This window comes from Kitasatospora sp. NPDC034533, from assembly GCF_055575155.1.
This window is the reverse complement of record NZ_JBVITE010000051.1, coordinates 34,679-53,586: the sequence shown is the minus strand read 5'-3', so window position 1 is coordinate 53,586 and position 18,908 is coordinate 34,679. Positions and strand designations below refer to the sequence as shown.

At 73.3% G+C, this 18,908-nt stretch carries 19 protein-coding genes; 13 read left to right on the top strand and 6 right to left on the bottom strand.

The features are described from left to right. Positions 1 to 245: 245 nt before the first annotated feature. From ACZ55U_RS28745 to ACZ55U_RS28735, 3 genes are all read right to left on the bottom strand, one after another. Positions 246 to 1,160 carry a lytic polysaccharide monooxygenase auxiliary activity family 9 protein gene (locus ACZ55U_RS28745; protein ID WP_465530518.1) on the bottom strand — a complete coding sequence of 305 codons (915 nt, stop codon included), beginning with the start codon at positions 1,158 to 1,160 and terminating at the stop codon, positions 246 to 248. A 241-nt stretch (positions 1,161 to 1,401) separates the two neighbouring features. After that, positions 1,402 to 1,812: a hypothetical protein gene (locus ACZ55U_RS28740; RefSeq protein WP_465530516.1), complete on the bottom strand. Its 411-nt coding sequence runs from the start codon at positions 1,810 to 1,812 to the stop codon at positions 1,402 to 1,404. Positions 1,813 to 1,874: 62 nt separating this feature from the next. Then, entirely contained in the window at positions 1,875 to 3,098 is a 1,224-nt protein-coding gene (locus ACZ55U_RS28735; protein ID WP_465530514.1) for an amino acid deaminase/aldolase, read from the bottom strand. Positions 3,099 to 3,242: 144 nt separating this feature from the next. Here ACZ55U_RS28735 and ACZ55U_RS28730 point away from each other — a divergent pair, with 144 nt between their 5' ends. After that, on the top strand, positions 3,243 to 4,016 hold the full coding sequence (locus tag ACZ55U_RS28730; RefSeq protein WP_465530512.1) for an SseB family protein: 774 nt from the start codon (positions 3,243 to 3,245) through the stop codon (positions 4,014 to 4,016). Positions 4,017 to 4,063: 47 nt separating this feature from the next. Here ACZ55U_RS28730 and ACZ55U_RS28725 read toward each other — a convergent pair whose 3' ends face one another. Further along, positions 4,064 to 4,441: a DUF1844 domain-containing protein gene (locus tag ACZ55U_RS28725; RefSeq protein ID WP_360264565.1), complete on the bottom strand. Its 378-nt coding sequence runs from the start codon at positions 4,439 to 4,441 to the stop codon at positions 4,064 to 4,066. Between the two features lie 478 nt (positions 4,442 to 4,919). Here ACZ55U_RS28725 and infC point away from each other — a divergent pair, with 478 nt between their 5' ends. From infC to ACZ55U_RS28680, 9 genes are all read left to right on the top strand, one after another. After that, positions 4,920 to 5,630 (top strand): translation initiation factor IF-3, encoded by a 711-nt coding sequence (gene infC / locus ACZ55U_RS28720; RefSeq protein ID WP_465530546.1) that lies wholly within the window; start codon positions 4,920 to 4,922, stop codon positions 5,628 to 5,630. Between the two features lie 142 nt (positions 5,631 to 5,772). Then, the gene (gene rpmI, locus ACZ55U_RS28715) at positions 5,773 to 5,967 is read left to right on the top strand and encodes a 50S ribosomal protein L35 (RefSeq protein WP_030055648.1); all 195 of its coding nucleotides are present in this window, start codon (positions 5,773 to 5,775) and stop codon (positions 5,965 to 5,967) included. Between the two features lie 109 nt (positions 5,968 to 6,076). Next, positions 6,077 to 6,472, top strand: coding sequence for a 50S ribosomal protein L20 (gene rplT / locus ACZ55U_RS28710; RefSeq protein WP_030055649.1), 396 nt, complete (start codon positions 6,077 to 6,079; stop codon positions 6,470 to 6,472). A gap of 118 nt (positions 6,473 to 6,590) precedes the next feature. Beyond that, the gene (locus tag ACZ55U_RS28705; RefSeq protein WP_465530510.1) at positions 6,591 to 7,457 is read left to right on the top strand and encodes a TrmH family RNA methyltransferase; all 867 of its coding nucleotides are present in this window, start codon (positions 6,591 to 6,593) and stop codon (positions 7,455 to 7,457) included. A 118-nt stretch (positions 7,458 to 7,575) separates the two neighbouring features. Beyond that, positions 7,576 to 8,679, top strand: coding sequence for a sensor histidine kinase (locus tag ACZ55U_RS28700; RefSeq protein WP_465530508.1), 1,104 nt, complete (start codon positions 7,576 to 7,578; stop codon positions 8,677 to 8,679). 230 nt (positions 8,680 to 8,909) lie between these two features. Further along, a complete protein-coding gene (gene pheS / locus ACZ55U_RS28695; RefSeq protein WP_316520288.1) occupies positions 8,910 to 10,031 on the top strand; it encodes a phenylalanine--tRNA ligase subunit alpha in 1,122 nt (373 codons plus the stop codon). Further along, positions 10,031 to 12,532: a phenylalanine--tRNA ligase subunit beta gene (gene pheT, locus ACZ55U_RS28690; RefSeq protein WP_465530506.1), complete on the top strand. Its 2,502-nt coding sequence runs from the start codon at positions 10,031 to 10,033 to the stop codon at positions 12,530 to 12,532. Before pheS ends, pheT begins: the two co-directional genes overlap by 1 nt. Before the next feature lie 62 nt (positions 12,533 to 12,594). Further along, complete coding sequence (locus ACZ55U_RS28685) at positions 12,595 to 13,038, top strand: hypothetical protein (protein WP_465530504.1); 444 nt, start codon at positions 12,595 to 12,597, stop codon at positions 13,036 to 13,038. A 120-nt stretch (positions 13,039 to 13,158) separates the two neighbouring features. Further along, positions 13,159 to 14,001 carry a chitosanase gene (locus ACZ55U_RS28680; RefSeq protein ID WP_465530502.1) on the top strand — a complete coding sequence of 281 codons (843 nt, stop codon included), beginning with the start codon at positions 13,159 to 13,161 and terminating at the stop codon, positions 13,999 to 14,001. Between the two features lie 75 nt (positions 14,002 to 14,076). Here ACZ55U_RS28680 and ACZ55U_RS28675 read toward each other — a convergent pair whose 3' ends face one another. Then, the gene (locus tag ACZ55U_RS28675; protein ID WP_465530500.1) at positions 14,077 to 14,946 is read right to left on the bottom strand and encodes a 3-hydroxybutyryl-CoA dehydrogenase; all 870 of its coding nucleotides are present in this window, start codon (positions 14,944 to 14,946) and stop codon (positions 14,077 to 14,079) included. A 300-nt stretch (positions 14,947 to 15,246) separates the two neighbouring features. Between ACZ55U_RS28675 and ACZ55U_RS28670 the strand changes: the two genes are divergently transcribed. After that, entirely contained in the window at positions 15,247 to 16,065 is an 819-nt protein-coding gene (locus ACZ55U_RS28670) for an SDR family NAD(P)-dependent oxidoreductase (protein WP_465530498.1), read from the top strand. Between the two features lie 43 nt (positions 16,066 to 16,108). Here ACZ55U_RS28670 and ACZ55U_RS28665 read toward each other — a convergent pair whose 3' ends face one another. Continuing rightward, entirely contained in the window at positions 16,109 to 17,011 is a 903-nt protein-coding gene (locus tag ACZ55U_RS28665; RefSeq protein ID WP_465530496.1) for a polysaccharide deacetylase family protein, read from the bottom strand. Between the two features lie 213 nt (positions 17,012 to 17,224). On the opposite strand from ACZ55U_RS28665, the gene ACZ55U_RS28660 reads away from it, so the two are divergent. Further along, positions 17,225 to 18,109, top strand: a complete 885-nt coding sequence (locus ACZ55U_RS28660; RefSeq protein WP_465530494.1) for an SAM-dependent methyltransferase — start codon at positions 17,225 to 17,227, stop codon at positions 18,107 to 18,109. 164 nt (positions 18,110 to 18,273) lie between these two features. Continuing rightward, positions 18,274 to 18,819: an HD domain-containing protein gene (locus ACZ55U_RS28655; RefSeq protein ID WP_465530492.1), complete on the top strand. Its 546-nt coding sequence runs from the start codon at positions 18,274 to 18,276 to the stop codon at positions 18,817 to 18,819. Positions 18,820 to 18,908: the final 89 nt, after the last annotated feature.

The window sequence follows — 18,908 nt, the reverse complement described above, 5'->3', positions numbered from 1 at the left end:
TCCCTTCCCCCCCCCCCCCCTCCCCTCATCCACACCACCCCCCCCCCCCCCCCCCCCCCCCCCCCCCCCCCCCCCCCCCCCCCCCCCCATCCCCCCCACCCCCCCCCCCCCCCCCCCCCCCCCCCCCCCCCCCCGCCGTTCTCGTCGCCGCACGCGTCACGGGAGCCGTACGTGTCACGGAAGCCGTACGCGTCACGGGAGCCGGGCCGGACGGGGGAGTGGCCGGCCCGGCCCCGTGCCCGGCGTCAGGAGTCGCGTCGAACAGCCTCGACGCGACGGCGCCGGAGCACCATGCCGGCCCAGCCGACGCCGATCGCGGCGGCACCGGCGAGCAGCAGCGGGCCGGTGGACGAGGTGCCGCCCACGGCCGCCGAGGCGGTCGGGATCACCTGTCCGGCCGGGGAGTCCGGGTCCCCGCCGTGGCCGTGGTGGGCGACGGTGGACTTGGAGGCGTCGGCCGCGATCTGGGCGTCGCTGGGCGCGGCCGGGGCCTGGGCGGCGAGCGCCGACACGGCGGCGGTCTTGCCGCCGAAGTCGACGTCGGAGCAGGCGTAGAAGGCCTCCGGGCTGTCGCTGCGCTGCCACACCGTGTACAGGACCTGGCGGCCGGTGCGCTGCGGCAGGGTGCCGGAGTAGCTGTAGGAGCCGTTGACGGCGTTGCGGTCGACCTGCACCTGGGCCACCGGGGTCGGGTCGAGGTCCGACCACTTCAGCGGCTTGGTGGGGTCGTAGCTCGCCTTGGTGATGTAGACGGTCTGGGTGCCGACGTGCGGCGCGGTGGTGCGGAACTGGAAGGTGAAGGCACCGGGCTTCACCGCGGTGGCCGGCCAGTCGGTGCGCGGCCAGTCCAGCGCCGCGTACTTGTCGCGGTTGGCCGAGCAGAGCTTGCCGTCCGGGATCATCGCCTGGCTGTTGCCGGCGGCGTTGGCGATGTTGACCTCGTTCCAGTCGTAGAGCGGCTGGGTGCCGCTCGCGGCGACGAGGTCCTTGCAGACCTGGGACACCGGGTGCTCGGGGCCCTCGGCGTAGCAGGCGGCGACCCGGCTCACGGGGTTGGTCATCGTGCCGTGGGCGCTGGCGGTGCCGGCGGTGGCACCGGCCACCGCGAGGACGGCGGCGCCGATCACGCCGACGGACAGGGCACTTCGCTTGATGGACATGGGGTGGGGCTCCTTGACCGTCGTTCCGGGCGGGTGTGGGGGAACGGGCACGCCTGCCCGTTCGGGGGCCGCCGGCCCGGCGCACGGCCCCCGGGCCAGAGCGTAGGATTGGTCTGGACCATAAGGCAATAGCCGGGCGAGCTGCGCTTGTTGACGGACTGTAGGCCCACGAGCAGCGCAAAGGCCCGACGGAGCGGCGGCGTTAGCCGTTCCATCGGGCCCCGTTAAGGCTCCGGAAAGGTCAGATGTTCAGGCTGCCGTTGATCGTGTGGGCCTGGACGACCTTGCCGTGGATCTTGGCGTTCCCGCTGATCTCGTTGTGTACCGCGCTGACCGCCCGTTCGGGCTGCTCCGGTGCGAACTCCGCCAGGATCGCCTGGAGTTCGGCCACGAGGGCGGGGTCGTTGGTCAACAGTCGGCGCAGCTTCGGCTCCCACTCTCCCTGGGCGCTCAGGGCGGCGGACTCGCGGGCGTTCTCCGGTGCCGCGACCAGCTCGGCCTGGGTGTCGTCCAGTTCCTCCGAGACCGAGTCGGCGCGACGGCCGAACATCGCGGCAATGCGCGGCTTGACCCGTTCCCAGGCCGAGGTGACCATGAGTCCGGCCAAGGCGGTCGCGCCCCTCGTTGCGATCTCCGTGATCTCGGCGTCCATCGCCGCTCCCCTCGTCACTGCCGCGGTGTCGGCACCACGGTAGGGCAGAGGCGGACGAAGCGTCAGAGGAACGTCCTGCCCTCGCCCCGGTAGGTGGGCACGGTCCGTACGATCCGGTCGCCCTCGATCAGGTGCAGCTCGGCGAAGCGTTCGCACAGCTCGCCCGCCTTGGCGTGCCGGAACCAGACCCGGTCGCCGATCAGCAGGTCGTCCGCGGCCGAGCCGAGCAGCGGGGTCTGCACCTCCCCGGCGCCCTCCATCGGGTCGTAGCGCAGCCCGGCCGGCAGGTACGGCACCGGCGAGCGGTCCGCTCCGGCCGCGCCGGAGGCCGGGTAGCCGCCGCCGAGCACGGTCACCACGCCGAGGCCGGGGCGGCGCACCACCGGCTGGCCGAAGAGCGCGGCCGGGCGGCCCCGGAACGAGCGGTAGTTGTCGAACAGCCGCGGCATGAACAGCCCGGACCCGGCGGCGACCTCGGTGACGGCGCGCTCGGCCACGGTGGACTCCACGCTGCCGGTGCCGCCGCCGTTGACGAACTCCAGGTCGGCCACCTGCCGCAGCCGCCGGACCACCGCCGCGCGCCGCTCGGCCAGCTCGGTACGGGCCTTGGCCTGTATCAGCCGGATCAGCCGCGAGCGCACCGGCCGCCCGGGCACCCGGTCGCCCACCCCGGCGACGTGCCCCTCGTACGCCATCAGGCCGACCACCCGGAAGCCCCGGCGGCGCTGGACGAGTTCGGCGAAGGCGCCGAGCTCCTCTGGGGTGCGCAGCGGCGAGCGCCGGGCGCCGACCCGGACCCGGCCGCCGAGCAGGTGCAGCGAGGTGTCCAGCTCCAGGCAGACCCGCATCTCGGCGTCGCCGGCCCGGGCGGCGTCGATCAGGTCCAGCTGGGCCGGGTCGTCCAGGACGACGGTGATCTCGCGGGCGGCCTCCGGGTCGGCGGTCAGCTCGGCGAAGCCGGCCCGGTCGGCGGACGGGTAGGCGAGCAGGACGTCCCGGATGCCGGTGCGGGCCAGCCAGAGCGACTCGCCGAGGGTGAAGCTCATCACCCCGAGGAAGCCGTCCACGGCCAGCGCCCGCTCCAGCAGTGCCCGGCAGCGGACCGACTTGCTGGCCAGCCGGATCGGCTTACCGCCCGCCCGGCGCACCAGGTCGGCGGCGTTCGCGTCGAACGCGGCGAGGTCCACCACGGCCACCGGACCGTCCAGGTGGGCGGTGGCGCGGTCGTACCGGAGGCGGTCGGAGACCGGGGTGGGCGCGGTCGCGGGCGCGTCGAGGATCACCATGGGCGCAGGGTGCCACACCGTGATACCCGTGGGTAGGCCCCGCGTGGGGCGGAACAGGAGGTCCTAGGAACGTTCCTAGGACCTCGCCTCCCCCGCGTGCAGGGAAATGGGGCCGCTCGGGCGCGGTGGCATAGGGTCGGGCGGGTGGACCGCAAAGACTTCTCCAACCCGGCGTTCGTCGGCAAGAGCATCCCGAATCCCGGCTTCTCCGACGACGACGGCACCGCCGACCAGGCGCTCACCGAGGCCCTCGCCCGCTGGTCGCGGGACCGCGCGGCGGAGCCGGAGGTGCTGGCGGCGCTGACCCCGACCCGGCTGATGGTCCCGATCGTCGCGATCCTCGGAGAGGTCGAGGTGGACGTGAACGGGCACCGGCACGAGAAGACCAGCGACATGGCCGTCCCGGTGCTGGAGGCCCCGGACGGACGCCGCGCGCTGCCGGCCTTCACGTCGCTGGAGTCGCTCGCCCGCTGGCGCGCCGACGCCCGCCCGGCGCCGACGGCGGCCCCGCAGGCCGCGATGGTCGCCTTCTCGGAGCGGGCCGACACCCTGCTGGTCGACCCGGCCGGGCCGGTGCCGTTCCAGCTGAGCGGTGCCCGGCTGCGGGCGCTCGCGGAGAACCGCCCGTTCCTGCCGCCGGTCCGGGACCCGGAGGTGCGCGAGGCGGTGCGCGGGCTGCTGGCGGCCGAGCCGCAGGTGGTCACCGGGCTGCTGGAGGCCTCGGAGGGCTCGGACGGGGTGCTCGCGGTGGTGTTCGACCCGGCGCTGGACCAGGCGGGGCTCCAGGCGGCCGCGCAGCGGGTCGGGCAGGCGGTGGCGGCGGATCCGGTGCTGCGGGTGCGGCTGGACCGGGGGCTGGACCTCGCGGTGCTGCCGGCCGGCGCGGAGCTGCCGGGGGAGCCGCTCTACAAGCGCTGAGAAAGCGAGGGACCCGACCCACGTGGGCCGGGTCCCTCGCGAGGGGCTCAGGAGTAGACCGGCCCGGTGAACTTCTCGCCCGGGCCCGCACCCGGGGCGTCCGGGACGACGGAGGCCTCGCGGAAGGCGAGCTGGAGCGAGCGCAGCCCGTCGCGCAGCGGCGCGGCGTGGAAGTTGCTGATCTCCGGGGCGCCGGCGGTGACCAGCCCGGCCAGCGCGGTGATGAGCTTGCGGGCCTCGTCCAGGTCCTTGTCCTTCTCGCCGCCCTCGGCGAGACCGCACTTGACGGCGGCGGCGCTCATCAGGTGCACCGCGACGGTGGTGATCACCTCGACGGCCGGGACCTCGGCGATGTCGCGGGTGAGGTCGTCGAAGCCGATCGCGTCGTCGTCCGCGCCGGGGGTCTGGGTGGGCTCGCTGCTCAAGGGGGGCTCGTTCCATCGTGTCGTGTGGGTACAGGTGGAGCGTACAAGGGCCCCGGAGGGCGCGGACGAGACAGTGCGACGAGGCCGTACGCCGGGGCGGAATAGCGTTCGACCCCCCGACGCTGTAAGCTTCGAGACTGACCGGCCGGGATCCCGCATGGGCGCTCGGCCAGCAAGTGGAGGCTCCACTGAGGAGGCCCGAGAGGGCAACCGCGAAAGTCTCCCACCCGATCGGCCTCGCGGTCGACGGGTCCCGGTCCGCGACGGGTGCCCCCGGCACCGAGTCGCCGCAGCGCCCCTCACCGGGCGCAGCCCCCGGTTGTGTGGAGCCCCGCTTGTACCGAGCGGGGCTTTTTTCGTGTGGCGGTGTACCGACCGGACAGCGCAGCACGAATGAAGCCCCGCCCAGTGGTCGAGTCCACTACGTGCGACCGCCGTCCGACGGCCGCATCGCAGAAGGTGCAACCGAGGAGGCCCCATCAGCACCGAGCCCCGCATCAACGACCGGATTCGCGTCCCCGAGGTGCGACTCGTCGGTCCCAGCGGCGAGCAGGTCGGCATCGTGCCGCTTGCCAAGGCGCTGGAGCTCGCGCAGGAGTACGACCTCGACCTGGTCGAGGTCGCGGCGACCGCCCGGCCGCCGGTGTGCAAGCTCATGGACTACGGCAAGTTCAAGTACGAGTCGGCCATGAAGGCCCGTGAGGCGCGCAAGAACCAGGCGCACACGGTCATCAAGGAGATGAAGCTCCGGCCGAAGATCGACCCGCACGACTATGACACCAAGAAGGGTCACGTCGTCCGGTTCCTCAAGCAGGGCGACAAGGTCAAGATCACGATCATGTTCCGCGGTCGTGAGCAGTCCCGCCCCGAGCTGGGCTTCCGTCTGCTCCAGCGGCTCGCCGACGACGTCCAGGAGCTGGGCTTCGTCGAGTCCTCGCCCAAGCAGGACGGCCGCAACATGATCATGGTCCTTGGCCCGCACAAGAAGAAGACCGAGGCGATGGCCGAGGCCCGCGCCCTCGCGGACGCCCGCAAGGCCGAGCGTCAGGGCCGCACCGCCGGCTCCGACGCCCCTGCGGAGGCCGCGGCCGAGGACGCCGTGACCGAGGCACCGGACGCCCCGGCCGAGGCGCCGGCCGTCGAGGCCGACGCTCCGGTCGAGCAGCCGGCCGCCTCCCAGGGCGCCTGAGCCTTCACCGGCCAGGAGGTCCGGGAGACCGGCCCACAGGGTGACGGGGCGACCCGCCCGGTCACCGCAGATCCATCCAGTTCGCGCCCGCGTGGCAGCCGCCGCGCGGGCGTGGACGGGACCGACGAGGAGATACGGCGAAATGCCGAAGCAGAAGACGCACAGTGGCGCCAGCAAGCGCTTCAAGATCAGTGGCTCTGGCAAGGTGCTGCGCGAGCGCGCCGGCCGCCGCCACCTCCTGGAGCACAAGCCCTCGACGCTGACCCGCAAGCTGGCCGGGACCGTCGAGCTGGCCCCCGCTGACGCCAAGAAGATCAAGAAGCTTCTCGGCAAGTGATCGCCCTCCCGCCCGGCGCGAGCCGCGTGCGGGGCAGCTGATCCTTCCCGACCCATTCGAATGACGGACCGCGTGAAGTAGTCCGTGGTCCAACCCAAGGAGTAATCAAGTGGCACGCGTCAAGCGGGCAGTCAACGCCCACAAGAAGCGCCGGGTCATCCTGGAGCGCGCCAGCGGCTACCGTGGCCAGCGTTCGCGCCTGTACCGCAAGGCCAAGGAGCAGGTCACCCACTCGCTGGTCTACAACTTCAACGACCGCAAGAAGCGCAAGGGCGACTTCCGTCAGCTGTGGATCCAGCGCATCAACGCTGCGGCCCGTGCCAACGGCATCACCTACAACCGCTTCGTGCAGGGCCTGAAGGCCGCCAGCGTCGAGATCGACCGCAAGATGCTGGCCGACCTGGCCGTCAACGACCCGGGTGCGTTCGCCTCCCTGGTCGAGGTCGCCCAGAAGGCGCTGCCGGCCGACGTGAACGCCCCGAAGGCCGCCGCGGACGCCGCCTGATCTTCCGAGATCGGTTGAGCTCTGACCGGACCCGCAGGCTCTCCTGCGGGTCCGGTCCTGCTTTTCGCCCCTCCTCCAGCGCCTCCAGCCTCCTCCAGCGCCTCCAGAGATCGAGACCATGCCGAGCACCGAGACCCCCCTGCTGACCTCCCTGCGCTCGCCGCGCGTCGTCGCCGCCCGCCGGCTGGCCAAGCGCAACCAGCGCACCAAGGAGCGCCGCTTCCTGGCCGAGGGCCCGCAGGCCGTCCGGGAGGCCGTCGCCTTCGGCAGGCTCCCGGGAACCGGTGAGCACGCCGTGGTCGAGGTGTACGCGACGCCGGAGGCCGCCGAGCGGCACGCCGGGATCGTCGAGGCGGCCCGGGCCGAGGGGCTGTCCGTGCTGACCGCCACCGACGAGGTGATCGCGGACATCTGCGACACCGTGACCCCGCAGGGGATCGTGGCGCTCTGCCGCTTCATCGACACCCCGTTCGCCGAGGTGCTCAGGGCCCGCCCCAAGCTGGTCGCGGTCCTCGCCCACGTGCGCGACCCCGGGAACGCCGGGACGGTGCTGCGCACCGCCGACGCGGCCGGCGCGGACGCCGTGGTGCTCACCGACGCCTCGGTGGACCTCTACAACCCGAAGGCCGTCCGGGCCTCCGTGGGCAGCCTGTTCCACCTGCCGGTGGCGGTCGGCGTGCCGGTCGAGGAGGCCGTCGGCAAGCTGCGCGAGGCCGGGGTCCGGGTGCTCGCCGCGGACGGCGCCGGCGAGCGCGACCTGGACCAGGAGCTGGACGAGGGCACCCTGGGCGCGCCCGGCGCCTGGGTGTTCGGCAACGAGGCCTGGGGCCTCCCGGAGGAGACCCGCGCGCTGACCGACGAGATCGTGCGCGTGCCGATCCACGGCCACGCCGAGAGCCTCAACCTGGCCACCGCGGCCGCCGTCTGCCTGTACGCCTCGGCCCGCGCCCAGCGCTCGCCCGGCGGCTGCCGCTCGAACGCCTGACCCCTCCCCGGGGGCGCACCGGGATCACCCGTTGCAAGCCCTACTGCGGGCGCCTGGGAGGCGCTAGGGTCTGCCTCGGTGGGGGGAACGGCACGGTGGGTAATCGGGGAGGCAACCCATGGTCGGCAGCGGACCCGAGCTCGACCCGGACGACCTACCGGACGGGCTGGTGGTCGCCGACGCGCTGGGCCGGGTGGTCTGCTTCAACCGGGCCGCGGCCCGGCTCACCGGCGTGCTCCCGCAGGCCGCGCTCGGCAGCCCGGTGGAGGACGTCCTCCCGCTGGAGGACCTGGACGGCCGCCGCTGGTGGCAGCTGACCGACCCGTACGGCGGCCTGGCCATCCGCACCCGCCAGCCGGAGCGCAACCTGCTGCTGCCCGGCGGGCGCGAGGTGCTGGTCTCCGCGACGTACGTGCGCGCCGTGCCGGGCGGGCCGCTGGAGCGCCTGGTGATCGCCCTGCGCGGCACCGAGGCCCGGCGCCGCACCGAGCGCAGCCACGCCGAGCTGATCGCCACCGTGGCGCACGAGCTGCGCTCCCCGCTGACCAGCGTCAAGGGGTTCACGGCGACGCTGCTGGCCAAGTGGGAGCGGTTCACCGACGGGCAGAAGCGGCTGATGCTGGAGACGGTGGACGCCGACGCCGACCGGGTCACCCGGCTGATCGCCGAGCTGCTGGACATCTCCCGGATCGACGCCGGTCGGCTGGAGCTGCGCAAGCAGGTGGTGGACCTGGCGGCGGCGGTGCGCCGGCACGTCGAGCGCAAGGTCGCCACCGGCATCCCCGAGGAGCGCTTCGACGTCCGGATCGGCGAACCGCTGACCGTGCTGTGGGCCGACCCGGACAAGGTCGACCAGGTGCTCGCCAACCTGCTGGAAAACGCGGTGCGGCACGGGGAGGGAACTGTCACCATCGAGGTGGCACCGGCCAAGGAGGTCGTCGAGGCGCCCGTCTGGGAGCGCTCCGGCACCCCGCCCCGCATCGTGGAAGGCACAGCGGTCACGGTGAGCGACGAAGGCAGCGGCATCCCCGAGGACTCCATGCCGCGCGTCTTCACCCGCTTCTGGCGCGGCTCCAAGCGCGGGGGCACCGGCCTGGGCCTGTACATCGTCAAGGGCATCGTGGAGGCCCACGGCGGCTCGATCCGCGTCGACCGCGCGCCCGGCGGCGGCGCCCGGTTCCGATTCATCCTGCCCGCCGGGGTGCCCGACTTCATGCTCTGAAAGAGGCATGAAGGGTCAAGCACAGCATGCTCTGAAAGACGCATGAGCGATCAGCACAGCATGCTCTGAGAGGGGCATGGAGGATCGGCACAGCACGCCGGAGGGCTCCGCGCGGGGCGGGCCGCGGGGAAGCGGCGCCGAGCGGCGCTACGCGCTGCGACTACACTCGACCTTCGGCGATGGCCCAAAGACCTTGAGCACGGACGAGCAGGAGCACGGGAAAGATAGAGATGTCGGCACCCAACAAGTCGTACGACCCGGTCGAGGTCGAGGCCCTCAAGCCCGAGGTGGTGGAGCAGGCGCGGGACGAGGCGATCGCCGCGTTCGCCGCCGCCGGCTCCCTGGACGAGCTGAAGCAGGCCAAGGTCGCCCACACCGGCGACCGCTCCGCGCTCTCGCTCGCCAACCGCGAGATCGGCGCCCTGCCCCCGCACGCCAAGGCGGCCGCCGGAAAGCTGATCGGCCAGGCCCGCGGGGCCGTCAACCAGGCCCTCGCCAAGCGGCAGGCCGAGCTGGAGGCCGAGCGTGACGCCCGCGTGCTGGTCGAGGAGGCCGTGGACGTCACCCTGCCGTACGACCGCGCTCCGCGCGGCGCCCGGCACCCGCTGACCACCATGGCCGAGCGCATCGAGGACACCTTCGTCGCGATGGGCTACCAGGTCGCCGAGGGCCCCGAGGTCGAGGCCGAGTGGCTCAACTTCGACGCCCTCAACCTGGGCCCGGACCACCCGGCCCGGTCGATGCAGGACACCTTCTTCGTCCAGGCCCCGGACGGCTCCGCCGACTCCGGCGTGGTGCTGCGCACCCAGACCTCCCCGGTCCAGGCCCGCACCATGCTCGACCGCGAGCCCCCCATCTACGTGGTCTGCCCCGGCCGGGTCTACCGGACCGACGAGCTGGACGCCACCCACACCCCCGTCTTCCGCCAGGTCGAGGGCCTCGCGGTGGACGAGGGCATCACCTTCGCCGACCTCAAGGGCACCATCGAGGTGCTGGTCGAGAAGCTGATCGGCGGCGGCCTGGAGCTGCGCTGGCGCCCGTCGTACTTCCCCTTCACCGAGCCGAGCGCGGAGATCGACCTCCAGTGCTTCGTGTGCCGCGGTGAGAGCGTCGGCAACCCGGACCGGCCCTGCCGCACCTGCTCCTCCGAGGGCTGGATCGAGCTCGGCGGCTGCGGCGTCGTCAACCCGCGGGTGCTGGTCGCCTGCGGCGTCGACCCCAACCGCTACAGCGGGTTCGCCTTCGGCCTGGGCCTGGAGCGGATCCTGATGAATCGTCACAACGTCGCTGACATGCGCGACATGGTCGAGGGTGACGTCCGCTTCACCCTCCCGTTCGGGATGGAGATCTGATGCGCGTCCCGCTTTCCTGGCTGCGCGAGTACGTCGACCTGCCGGCCGGCGAGACCGGTCGCGACGTCGCGGAGCGCCTGGTCCGGGCCGGCCTGGAGGTCGAGACCGTCGAGCGGCTCGGCGCGGACCTCAAGGGCCCGCTGGTGGTCGGCGAGGTGCTCTCCATCGAGGAGCTGACCGGCTTCAAGAAGCCGATCCGGCACTGCTTCGTCAACGTCGGCGACGCCAACGGCACCGGTGAGCCGCAGGAGATCGTCTGCGGCGCGACCAACTTCGCCGTCGGCGACAAGGTCGTCGTCGTGCTCCCGGGCGCCGTGCTGCCCGGGCCGTTCCCGATCGCCGCCCGCAAGACCTACGGCCACACCTCGGCCGGCATGATCTGCTCCGCCCGCGAGCTGGGCATGGGCGACGACCACAACGGCATCATCGTGCTCCCGCCGGAGTACGAGGCCGGCACCGACGCCATCGAGCTGCTCCAGCTCGTCGACGAGGTGCTCGACATCGCCGTCACCCCGGACCGCGGCTACTGCCTGTCCATGCGCGGCGTGGCCCGCGAGGCCGCCGCCGCGTACGGGCTGCCGCTGGCCGACCCGGCGCTGCTCGACGTGCCGCCGGCGAACTCCTTCGGCTACCTGGTGAAGGTCAACGACCCGACCGGCTGCGACCGCTTCGTCGCCCGCACGGTCGTCGGCGTCGACCCGACCGCCAAGTCGCCGATCTGGCTCCAGCGCCGGCTCCAGAAGTCGGGCATCCGCCCGATCTCGCTGACCGTCGACATCACCAACTACGTGATGCTGGAGGTCGGCCAGCCGCTGCACGCCTACGACAAGCAGCGCGTGGACGGCCCCATCGTGGTGCGCCGGGCGGAGGAGGGCGAGACCCTCACCACCCTGGACGGCGTCAAGCGCGAGCTGTCCGCCGAGGACCTGCTGATCTGCGACAACAGCGGCCCGATCGGCCTGGCCGGCGTCATGGGCGGCGCCTCCACCGAGATCCTCGACCCGGCCGCCGGCCCGGGCACCACCGAGGTGATCATCGAGGCCGCGCACTTCGACACGGTCGCCATCGCCCGCACCGCCAAGCGGCACAAGCTCCCCTCCGAGGCCTCCAAGCGCTTCGAGCGCGGCGTCGACCCGGAGGCCGCCCGCGCCGCCGCGCAGCGCGCCGTCGACCTGCTGGTCCTGATCGCCGGCGGCACCGCCGAGGCCGGGGTCACCGACATCGCCGCGCCGCACCCGCTGCGCACCATCACCATCGCCGCCGACCTGCCCGACCGGGTGGCCGGCACGGTGTACGGCCGCGAGACCGTCACCCGGCGCCTCCAGGAGATCGGCTGCTCGGTCTCCGGCGCCGACGTCCTGGAGGTCACCCCGCCGACCTGGCGCCCCGACCTCACCGACCCGTACGACCTCGCGGAGGAGGTCATCCGGCTGGAGGGCTACGACAACGTCCCCGCCCGGATGCCCAACGTGCCGCCGGGCAAGGGCCTGACCGAGGCCCAGCGGGTGAACCGCCGGATCGGCGTCGCGCTGGCCGGGGCCGGCTACGTCGAGGTCAACAACTACCCGTTCCTCGGCGAGGCCGCCTTCGAGGCGCTCGGCCTGGAGGCGGACGACCGGCGCCGCCGCACGGTGAAGCTGGTCAACCCGCTGAACGACGAGGAGCCGGCGCTGCGCACCACGCTGCTGCCGGGCCTGCTCGGCGCGCTGCGCCGCAACGTCGGCCGGGGCAACACCGACCTGGCGGTCTTCGAGGCCGGCACCGTCTTCCTGCCCAAGGACGAGCTGAGCGTGGCTCCGCGTCCGGCCGTCGACCACCGGCCCAGCGACGAGGAGCTGGCCGCGCTGGACGCCGCGCTGCCGGACCAGCCGCGCCGGATCGCCGTCGCCCTCGCGGGCGAGCGGCTGCCGTCGGGCTGGTGGGGCAAGGGCGCCCAGGCCTCCTGGGCGGACGCCGTCGAGGCGGCCCGTACGGTGGCCCGCGCGGCCGGCATCGAGCTGACCGTCCGCCAGGGCCGGCTGGCGCCCTGGCACCCGGGCCGCTGCGCCGAGCTGCTGGTGGCCGGCACCGACCGGGTGGTCGGCCACGCCGGTGAGCTGCACCCCCGGGTGGTCAAGGCGCTCGGGCTGCCGGCCCGTACCGCCGCGATGGAGATCGACATCGACCTGCTCACCGCCGACGGCGCCGAGCGGGTCAGCGGCCCGACCGTCTCCGGCTTCCCGGTGGCGACCCAGGACGTCGCCCTGATCGTCGACTCCGCCGTCCCGGCCGCCGAGGTCGAGGCCGCGCTGCGCTCCGGCGCGGGCGAACTGCTGGAGGCCATCCGGCTGTTCGACGTGTTCACCGGCGAGCAGGTGGGCGAGGGCAAGAAGTCGCTGGCGTACGCGCTGCGCTTCCGCGCGGTCGACCGCACGCTGACCGCCGACGAGGCCACCGCCGCCCGCGAGGCGGCCGTCGCCGAGGCCGTCGCCCGCACCGGCGCGGTGCTGCGCGGCGCCTGACCGGCAGCGCCCGAGGAGGGCCCCGCCCCGGACTCCGGTCCGGGCGGGGCCCTTTGCGTTTGGTGGCCCGCTCGTTGCTCGCCTTCGCCGTGGCCGTCCTCGCGGGCGCGGTGCTGCGCCGCACCGTCGTCGCGATCGGCATCGCCCTGGCGGTGTCGGTGGCGGTGCCGTTCGTGGCGGAGGCGGTGCGGTTCGACTACCTGCCGCCGATGGAGCGGGCCGTCCATTCGCTCAACGCGGTCACCACGGAGCAGAGTTGGGTCTCCTCCGTCTGGTTCTCGGACGTGGCGGGCAACCGGTACACCTCGGACGAGTTCTATCGCAGGGGGGACACCTACGCGCAGAGCCGGGCGCTGGTGCGCGACGGCGCGTTCACCGCGCACGAGGTCTACCAACCGGCCGGCCGCTACTGGCCGTTCCAGTTCATCGAGGCCGGCTGGATGTTCCTGCTGGCCCTCCTCCTGGCCGCGGCGGCCCTGTGGTGGGTGCGCCGGCGGGCGGCCTGACCTGGGGCTTCGAAGATCGCTTGAAGACGTTCCGTCAAAACCCTTGCGGGAGCGCCACCGAGGGCGTTTCCTTCTTCTTGTTAGGAAAGTTTCCTAACCCATCGAGGAATCGGAGCTCCCATGCGCCCTCAGCCCCGTCGTGCCCTCCGCATCGCCCTCGCCGCCGCCCTGGTGGCCGCGCCCCTGACCGTCGCGGCCACCTCGGCGGCCCAGGCCGCCCCGTCGCCGGCCGGTGCCGTCCGGCTCCAGGGCGTCGGGCTGGACGACCCGCACAAGAAGGACATCGCGATGCAGCTGGTGTCCAGCGCGGAGAACTCGTCGCTGGACTGGAAGGCCCAGTACAAGTACATCGAGGACATCAAGGACGGCCGGGGCTACACCGCCGGCATCATCGGCTTCTGTTCCGGCACCGGTGACATGCTGGAGCTGGTCCAGCACTACACCGACCTCAAGCCCGGCAACATCCTGGCCAAGTACCTGCCGGCCCTGAAGAAGGTCAACGGCACCGACTCGCACGCCGGCCTCGGCTCCGCGTTCGAGAAGGACTGGGTCACCGCCGCCAAGGACGCCGTCTTCCAGCAGGCCCAGAACGACGAGCGCGACCGGGTGTACTTCAACCCCGCCGTCAACCAGGCCAAGAGCGACGGCCTGCGCGCGCTCGGCCAGTTCGCCTACTACGACGCCATCGTCATGCACGGCCCGGGCAACAGCTCGGACAGCTTCGGCGGCATCCGCGCCGCCGCCATGAAGAAGGCCAAGACCCCCGCCCAGGGCGGCGACGAGGCCACCTACCTCAAGGCCTTCCTGGACGCCCGCAAGGTGGTCATGAAGAAGGAGGAGGCGCACTCCGACACCAGCCGGGTCGACACCGAGCAGCTGGTCTTCCTCAACGCCAAGAACTTCGACCTCAACCCGCCGCTGAAGTGGAAGGTCTACGGCGACAGCTACAGCATCGACAGCTGACGTGCCGTCAAGCAGCGGGGCCCGGCGGCTGGTTCACAGCCACCGGGCCCCGCCGTTCCGACTCCGCCGAGGGTGTCAGGCGCTCGCGGTGTAGTCGTAGAAGCCGCGGCCGGACTTGCGGCCCAGCAGGCCGGCGTCGACCATCCGGGAGAGCAGCGGGGGAGCGGCGTACAGCGGCTCCTTGTACTCGTCGTACATCGACTCGGCGATCGAGACGATGGTGTCCAGGCCGATCAGGTCGCACAGCCGCAGCGGGCCCATCGGGTGGGCGCAGCCGGCCTCCATGCCCTTGTCGATGTCGGAGGCGGTGGCCACGCCCGACTCGAACATCCGCACCGCGGAGAGCAGGTACGGCACCAGGAGCGCGTTCACCACGAAGCCGGCCCGGTCACGGGCGCGGATCGGCTCCTTGGCGAGCACCTGGGAGGCGAAGGCCTCGACCCGCTCGGTGGTGGTCGCCGAGGTGGTCAGGGTCGGGATGACCTCGACCAGCTTCTGCACCGGCGCCGGGTTGAAGAAGTGCAGGCCGATCACCTGCTCCGGGCGGCTGGTGGCGGCGGCCAGCTTCACGATCGGGATCGACGAGGTGTTGGAGGCCAGGATCGCGTCGCGGCGCTCGACCACCCGGTCCAGGGTCTCGAAGATCCTGACCTTGATGTCCTCGCGCTCGGCGACGGCCTCGACCACCAGGTCCCGGTCGGCGAAGTCCGACAGCTCCACGGTGAAGGACAGCCGGGCCAGTGCCTCGTCCCGCTGCTCGGGGGTCAGCTTGCCCCGCTTGACCGCCGTCTCCAGGGAGTTGGTCAGCCGGGTGCGGCCGAACTCCAGCGCCTCACCGCTGGCCTCCGACACCAGGACGTCCAGCCCGGCCCGGGCGAAGACCTCGGCGATGCCCGACCCCATCAGGCCGCAGCCGATCACTCCGACGCGCGCGATGTCACTCACTCAGTTGCCCTTCGGTGGTGCTGGGGGTCGCCCAGCTACTGGTGGCCCAGCGAGCTGCTGGTCAACGGGCCGGTGTGCCGGAATGGGTGCACCGGACACCGTCCCGACGACGTTACTACTCCGTACCGGCCAGTAGGTCACCCCCTCCCCGGCGGGGTGCCAGTGCTCGGCCTCACCCGAACGAGTGAGCCGGAGTCCTCGACCCGTGTGCCCGGGCCCGGTGCCGACCGGCGGCGGACAGAATGCCGCAGACGGCCGGGGCGGACCGCGGACCGGACCGGGGGCGCGAAGGGAGCACAGGTGTCGACGGGATCGCTCGCGGGACAGGCCGCCCTGATCACCGGCGCCGGCCGGGGCATCGGCCGGGAGATCGCCATCGGCCTGGCCGCCGAGGGGATGGCCGTCGGACTGGTCGGCCGCACCCACGAGACGCTGACCGACACCCTCAAGGAGTGCGCCAGGCACGGCGCCCGGGGCGTCGCCGTCACCGCCGACGTCACCCGCCCCGGCTCGGTGCGCGAGGCGGTCCGGGTGGTCGAGCGCGACCTCGGGCCGATCGACCTGCTGGTCAACAACGCCGGCCTGGTCGACCGCGCCGAGGTGCCGCTCTGGGAGACCGACGCCAACCAGTGGTGGCAGGTGATCGAGACCAACCTGCGCGGCCCCTACAACCTGCTGCGCTGCGTGCTGCCCGGCATGGTCGCCCGCAAGCGCGGCCGGGTGGTCAACCTCAACTCCGGCTTCGCGCTGCGCCCGGACGGCAACTACACCGCGTACGCCACGTCCAAGGGCGCGCTGCTCCAGCTCTCCGACAACATGGCGGACTCGCTGGCCCGCAACGGCATCGTCGTGCTCGACATCAGCCCGGGCGCGGTGGCCACCGACATGACCGCCGGGATGCCGATGTTCCGGGACACCAAGACCTGGGGGTCCATCCCGTACATGGTCGCGGTCACCGTGGACGCCGCCCGCGGCCGGTTCGACGGGCTGCACGGGCGGTTCATCCACGCCGGCCGGGACGACCTGGAGGAGCTGGTCAACCGGGCCGACGCGATCCGCGCGGCGGACGCCCGGACGCTGCGGCTGCGCCCGTACAAGGACGACGACCCGATGGCGTGACCACCCGGTCGGGCGCGGCGTGGCGACCGGCCCCGGGCTCGTTCTAGGCGCAGAGCTGGCTGGCGGTGACCGGCTTGAGCCCCGCCTTGGCCAGGCCGTCCAGGATGGCGGGCAGCGCGTCCACCGTGCACTGGTGGCCCATGTGCAGCGCCACCACCGAGCCGCCGCGCACCGAGTTCAGCACCCGGCGCTGCAACTCGGCGGCCGGGGGGTCGTTGTAGTCGCGCGGGTCGACGTCGAAGGACAGCACGTGCTCGTACCCGACCGCCCTGGCCTGCTCGCGCACCATCGGGGTGGCGTACTGGGCGGCGGAGGGCCGGAACCAGCGACCGATCGAGCCGGTGAGCCTCTGGAGGCGCTCCGCGCACTGGGCGATCTCCGCGCGTGCCTGGTCCGGCGTCATGGCGGAGATGTCGAGGTGGTTCTGGGTGTGGTTGCCCAGCTCGTGGCCGCCGTCGAGGATCCGCCGGGCCATCTGCGGCTGCTGGTCGAGCCAGCTGCCGACGACCATCACGGTCAGCTTGGCGCCGCGCTGCTCGGCGGCCTCCAGCAGGGCGGTGGCCAGCCTCGGGTCCCCGCTGCCGTGGACGGTGAGCGCCACGTTCCTGCCGGTGCGCGGCCCGTACGCGACCTCGACCGGGGTGCCGGGCGCGAGCGGCGGCAGCGGGGGCGGGGTGGGCGGCGCGGTGGGCTGGGCGACGGCCGGTTCCCCGCCCGGCTGGGGCTCCGCCGGGGTGGCGGGCGCCGCGGAGGCCGGGCCCTCGCCGCCGCTCCAGGCGGGGTCGGTGGTGTGCTGCGGGTCCACGGTGCCGGGGTGCGCGGCGAATGCCCCCGGGTCGGCCCGGCGGGGCGTGCCGGTGCCGCACGCGGCGAGCAGACCGCCGGTGGCGGCGAGGGCGGCGAGTCGGGCGGTGGCGCGCAGCACGGTGCGGCGGTCGGCAGTCATCGGCAGCCAGCATAGAGAGGACGGTCCCGGCGGGCGATCCGGGCCGGTCGTCCGCGCTCGCCTTTGACGTGCACACACTCCGTCACCGGAGTGTTGCGTAAACCTGAACTTCCGCTGTTTCGCCGATGTGTCCTTGGATACGATCGCGGCGCACCGAGAGTTGACAGGCGATCGCCGTACTCTTCCGGCATTTGTGCACAGGGGGCGGACAGGATGTACGAGGACAGCGCGGCCGGCGGCCGCACCGCGGACGTGGACTGGGACTGGGCCGGCGCCGGCGACTGGCAGCCGCCGGGCGAACTGGACACCGGTGTCCCGCACACCGCCCGGATGTACGACTACTACCTCGGCGGCAAGGACAACTTCGAGGCCGACCGCAGGGCCGCCCAGGCCGCGATAGCCGCCTACCCCGCGCTGCCGCTGCTGGCTCGCACCAACCGGCAGTTCCTCGGCCGCGCCGTCGAGTTCGTGGCGAGCCGGGGCGTGCGGCAGTTCCTCGACATCGGCACCGGCATCCCGGCCGTCGGCTCCACCAACGAGGTCGCCCAGCGGGTCGCCCCGGACGCCCGGGTGGTGTACGTGGACAACGACCCGATCGTGGCCACCCACGCTCGCGCCCTGCTGGGGAGCCACCCGGCCGGGCACACCTCGGTGATCGAGGCCGACCTGCGCGACCCGGCCGCGATCCTCTCCCACCCCGCGCTGGCCGGAGCCGTCGACCTCGCCGAGCCGGTCGCGCTGATGCTGGTCGCCGTCCTCCACTTCATCCGGGACGAGGACGGCGCCCAGCGGATCGTCCGCACCCTGCGCGACGCGCTGGCCCCGGGCAGCGCACTGATCCTCTCCCACGGCAGCCCCGACTTCGCCTCCCGCCAGAGCGCCGCCGAGGGCACCCGCATCTACCGCAGCGCCAGCGCCCCGCTCGTGCTGCGCTCCCGGGCCGGCGTCGAACCCTTCTTCGGCGACTGGGAGTTCGCCGGCCCCGGGCTCGTCCAGCTCCCGCTCTGGCGCCCGACCGCGGGCCACGTCCGGACCGCCGAGCTCCCCGAGGGCTGGCAGGACGTCTCGGCGTACGCCGGGGTCGCCTTCAAGGGCTGACGGCCGGTTCGCGGGGCTGGGGCCCGGTGCACAGGGCTGAAGCCCGGTTCGGGAGTTGGGCCCGGCCGGTCCCGGCGTCCCCCTCCGGCGCCGGGACCGGGACCGGACTTCAGAGCCTACGGAACCCCACTGACAATCCCTCATCGCGGCGGCTACCCTGCGGCGTGACCACCGCCCTGCCGCCGCTGCCCCCCGAGGTCGCCCAGCTGCTGGGGGCCCTCGACGCCCCGCCCCGACTCGTCGCCCACCTCGCGCTGGTCCACGAGGTGGCCGAGCTGATCGCGGAGTTCTGCGCCGTCGAGGGCCTGGCATTCGACCGCGAGGCCGTCCGGTACGGCGCCGCGACCCATGACATCGGCAAGACCGTCCACCCCGAGGAACTGTCCGGGCCCGGCTCCCGGCACGAGGCGGCGGGCCACGCCCTGTTGCTCTCCCGCGGCGTCCCGGAGCACCTCGCCCGCTTCGCGCGCAGCCACGCGAGCTGGGACGAGCCCGGCATCACCGTCGAGGAACTGCTGGTCAGCCTCGCCGACAAGGCCTGGAAGAACAAGCGGGTGCGCGGCCTGGAGGACCGGGTGGTCGACCGCCTGGCCGCCGCCACCGGACGGGAGCGCTGGGAGGCGTTCCTCGCCCTGGACGACCTGCTCACCGCCGTCGGCGAGGACGCCCCGCGGCGGCTCGCGGTCCAGGCCGCCCATCCGCTCCGGTAGCGGCCGCCCGCCTGGTCCGGTAGCGGCCGCCCGCCTGGTCCGGTTGCGGGCGCCCACCGGCCGGACCGGGCGGCCCGCCAGCGCCGGAC

What these genes read in the sequence shown, in the direction of transcription:
- ACZ55U_RS28680 (WP_465530502.1), top strand. Translation starts at nt 13,159, where the DNA reads ATGCGCCCTCAGCCCCGTCGTGCCCTCCGCATCGCCCTCGCCGCCGCC.
- ACZ55U_RS28740 (WP_465530516.1), bottom strand. Translation starts at nt 1,812, where the DNA reads ATGGACGCCGAGATCACGGAGATCGCAACGAGGGGCGCGACCGCCTTG.
- ACZ55U_RS28705 (WP_465530510.1), top strand. Translation starts at nt 6,591, where the DNA reads ATGCCGAGCACCGAGACCCCCCTGCTGACCTCCCTGCGCTCGCCGCGC.
- pheT (WP_465530506.1), top strand. Translation starts at nt 10,031, where the DNA reads ATGCGCGTCCCGCTTTCCTGGCTGCGCGAGTACGTCGACCTGCCGGCC.
- ACZ55U_RS28660 (WP_465530494.1), top strand. Translation starts at nt 17,225, where the DNA reads ATGTACGAGGACAGCGCGGCCGGCGGCCGCACCGCGGACGTGGACTGG.
- ACZ55U_RS28735 (WP_465530514.1), bottom strand. Translation starts at nt 3,098, where the DNA reads ATGGTGATCCTCGACGCGCCCGCGACCGCGCCCACCCCGGTCTCCGAC.
- pheS (WP_316520288.1), top strand. Translation starts at nt 8,910, where the DNA reads ATGTCGGCACCCAACAAGTCGTACGACCCGGTCGAGGTCGAGGCCCTC.
- ACZ55U_RS28745 (WP_465530518.1), bottom strand. Translation starts at nt 1,160, where the DNA reads ATGTCCATCAAGCGAAGTGCCCTGTCCGTCGGCGTGATCGGCGCCGCC.
- rpmI (WP_030055648.1), top strand. Translation starts at nt 5,773, where the DNA reads ATGCCGAAGCAGAAGACGCACAGTGGCGCCAGCAAGCGCTTCAAGATC.
- ACZ55U_RS28700 (WP_465530508.1), top strand. Translation starts at nt 7,576, where the DNA reads ATGGTCGGCAGCGGACCCGAGCTCGACCCGGACGACCTACCGGACGGG.
- ACZ55U_RS28665 (WP_465530496.1), bottom strand. Translation starts at nt 17,011, where the DNA reads ATGACTGCCGACCGCCGCACCGTGCTGCGCGCCACCGCCCGACTCGCC.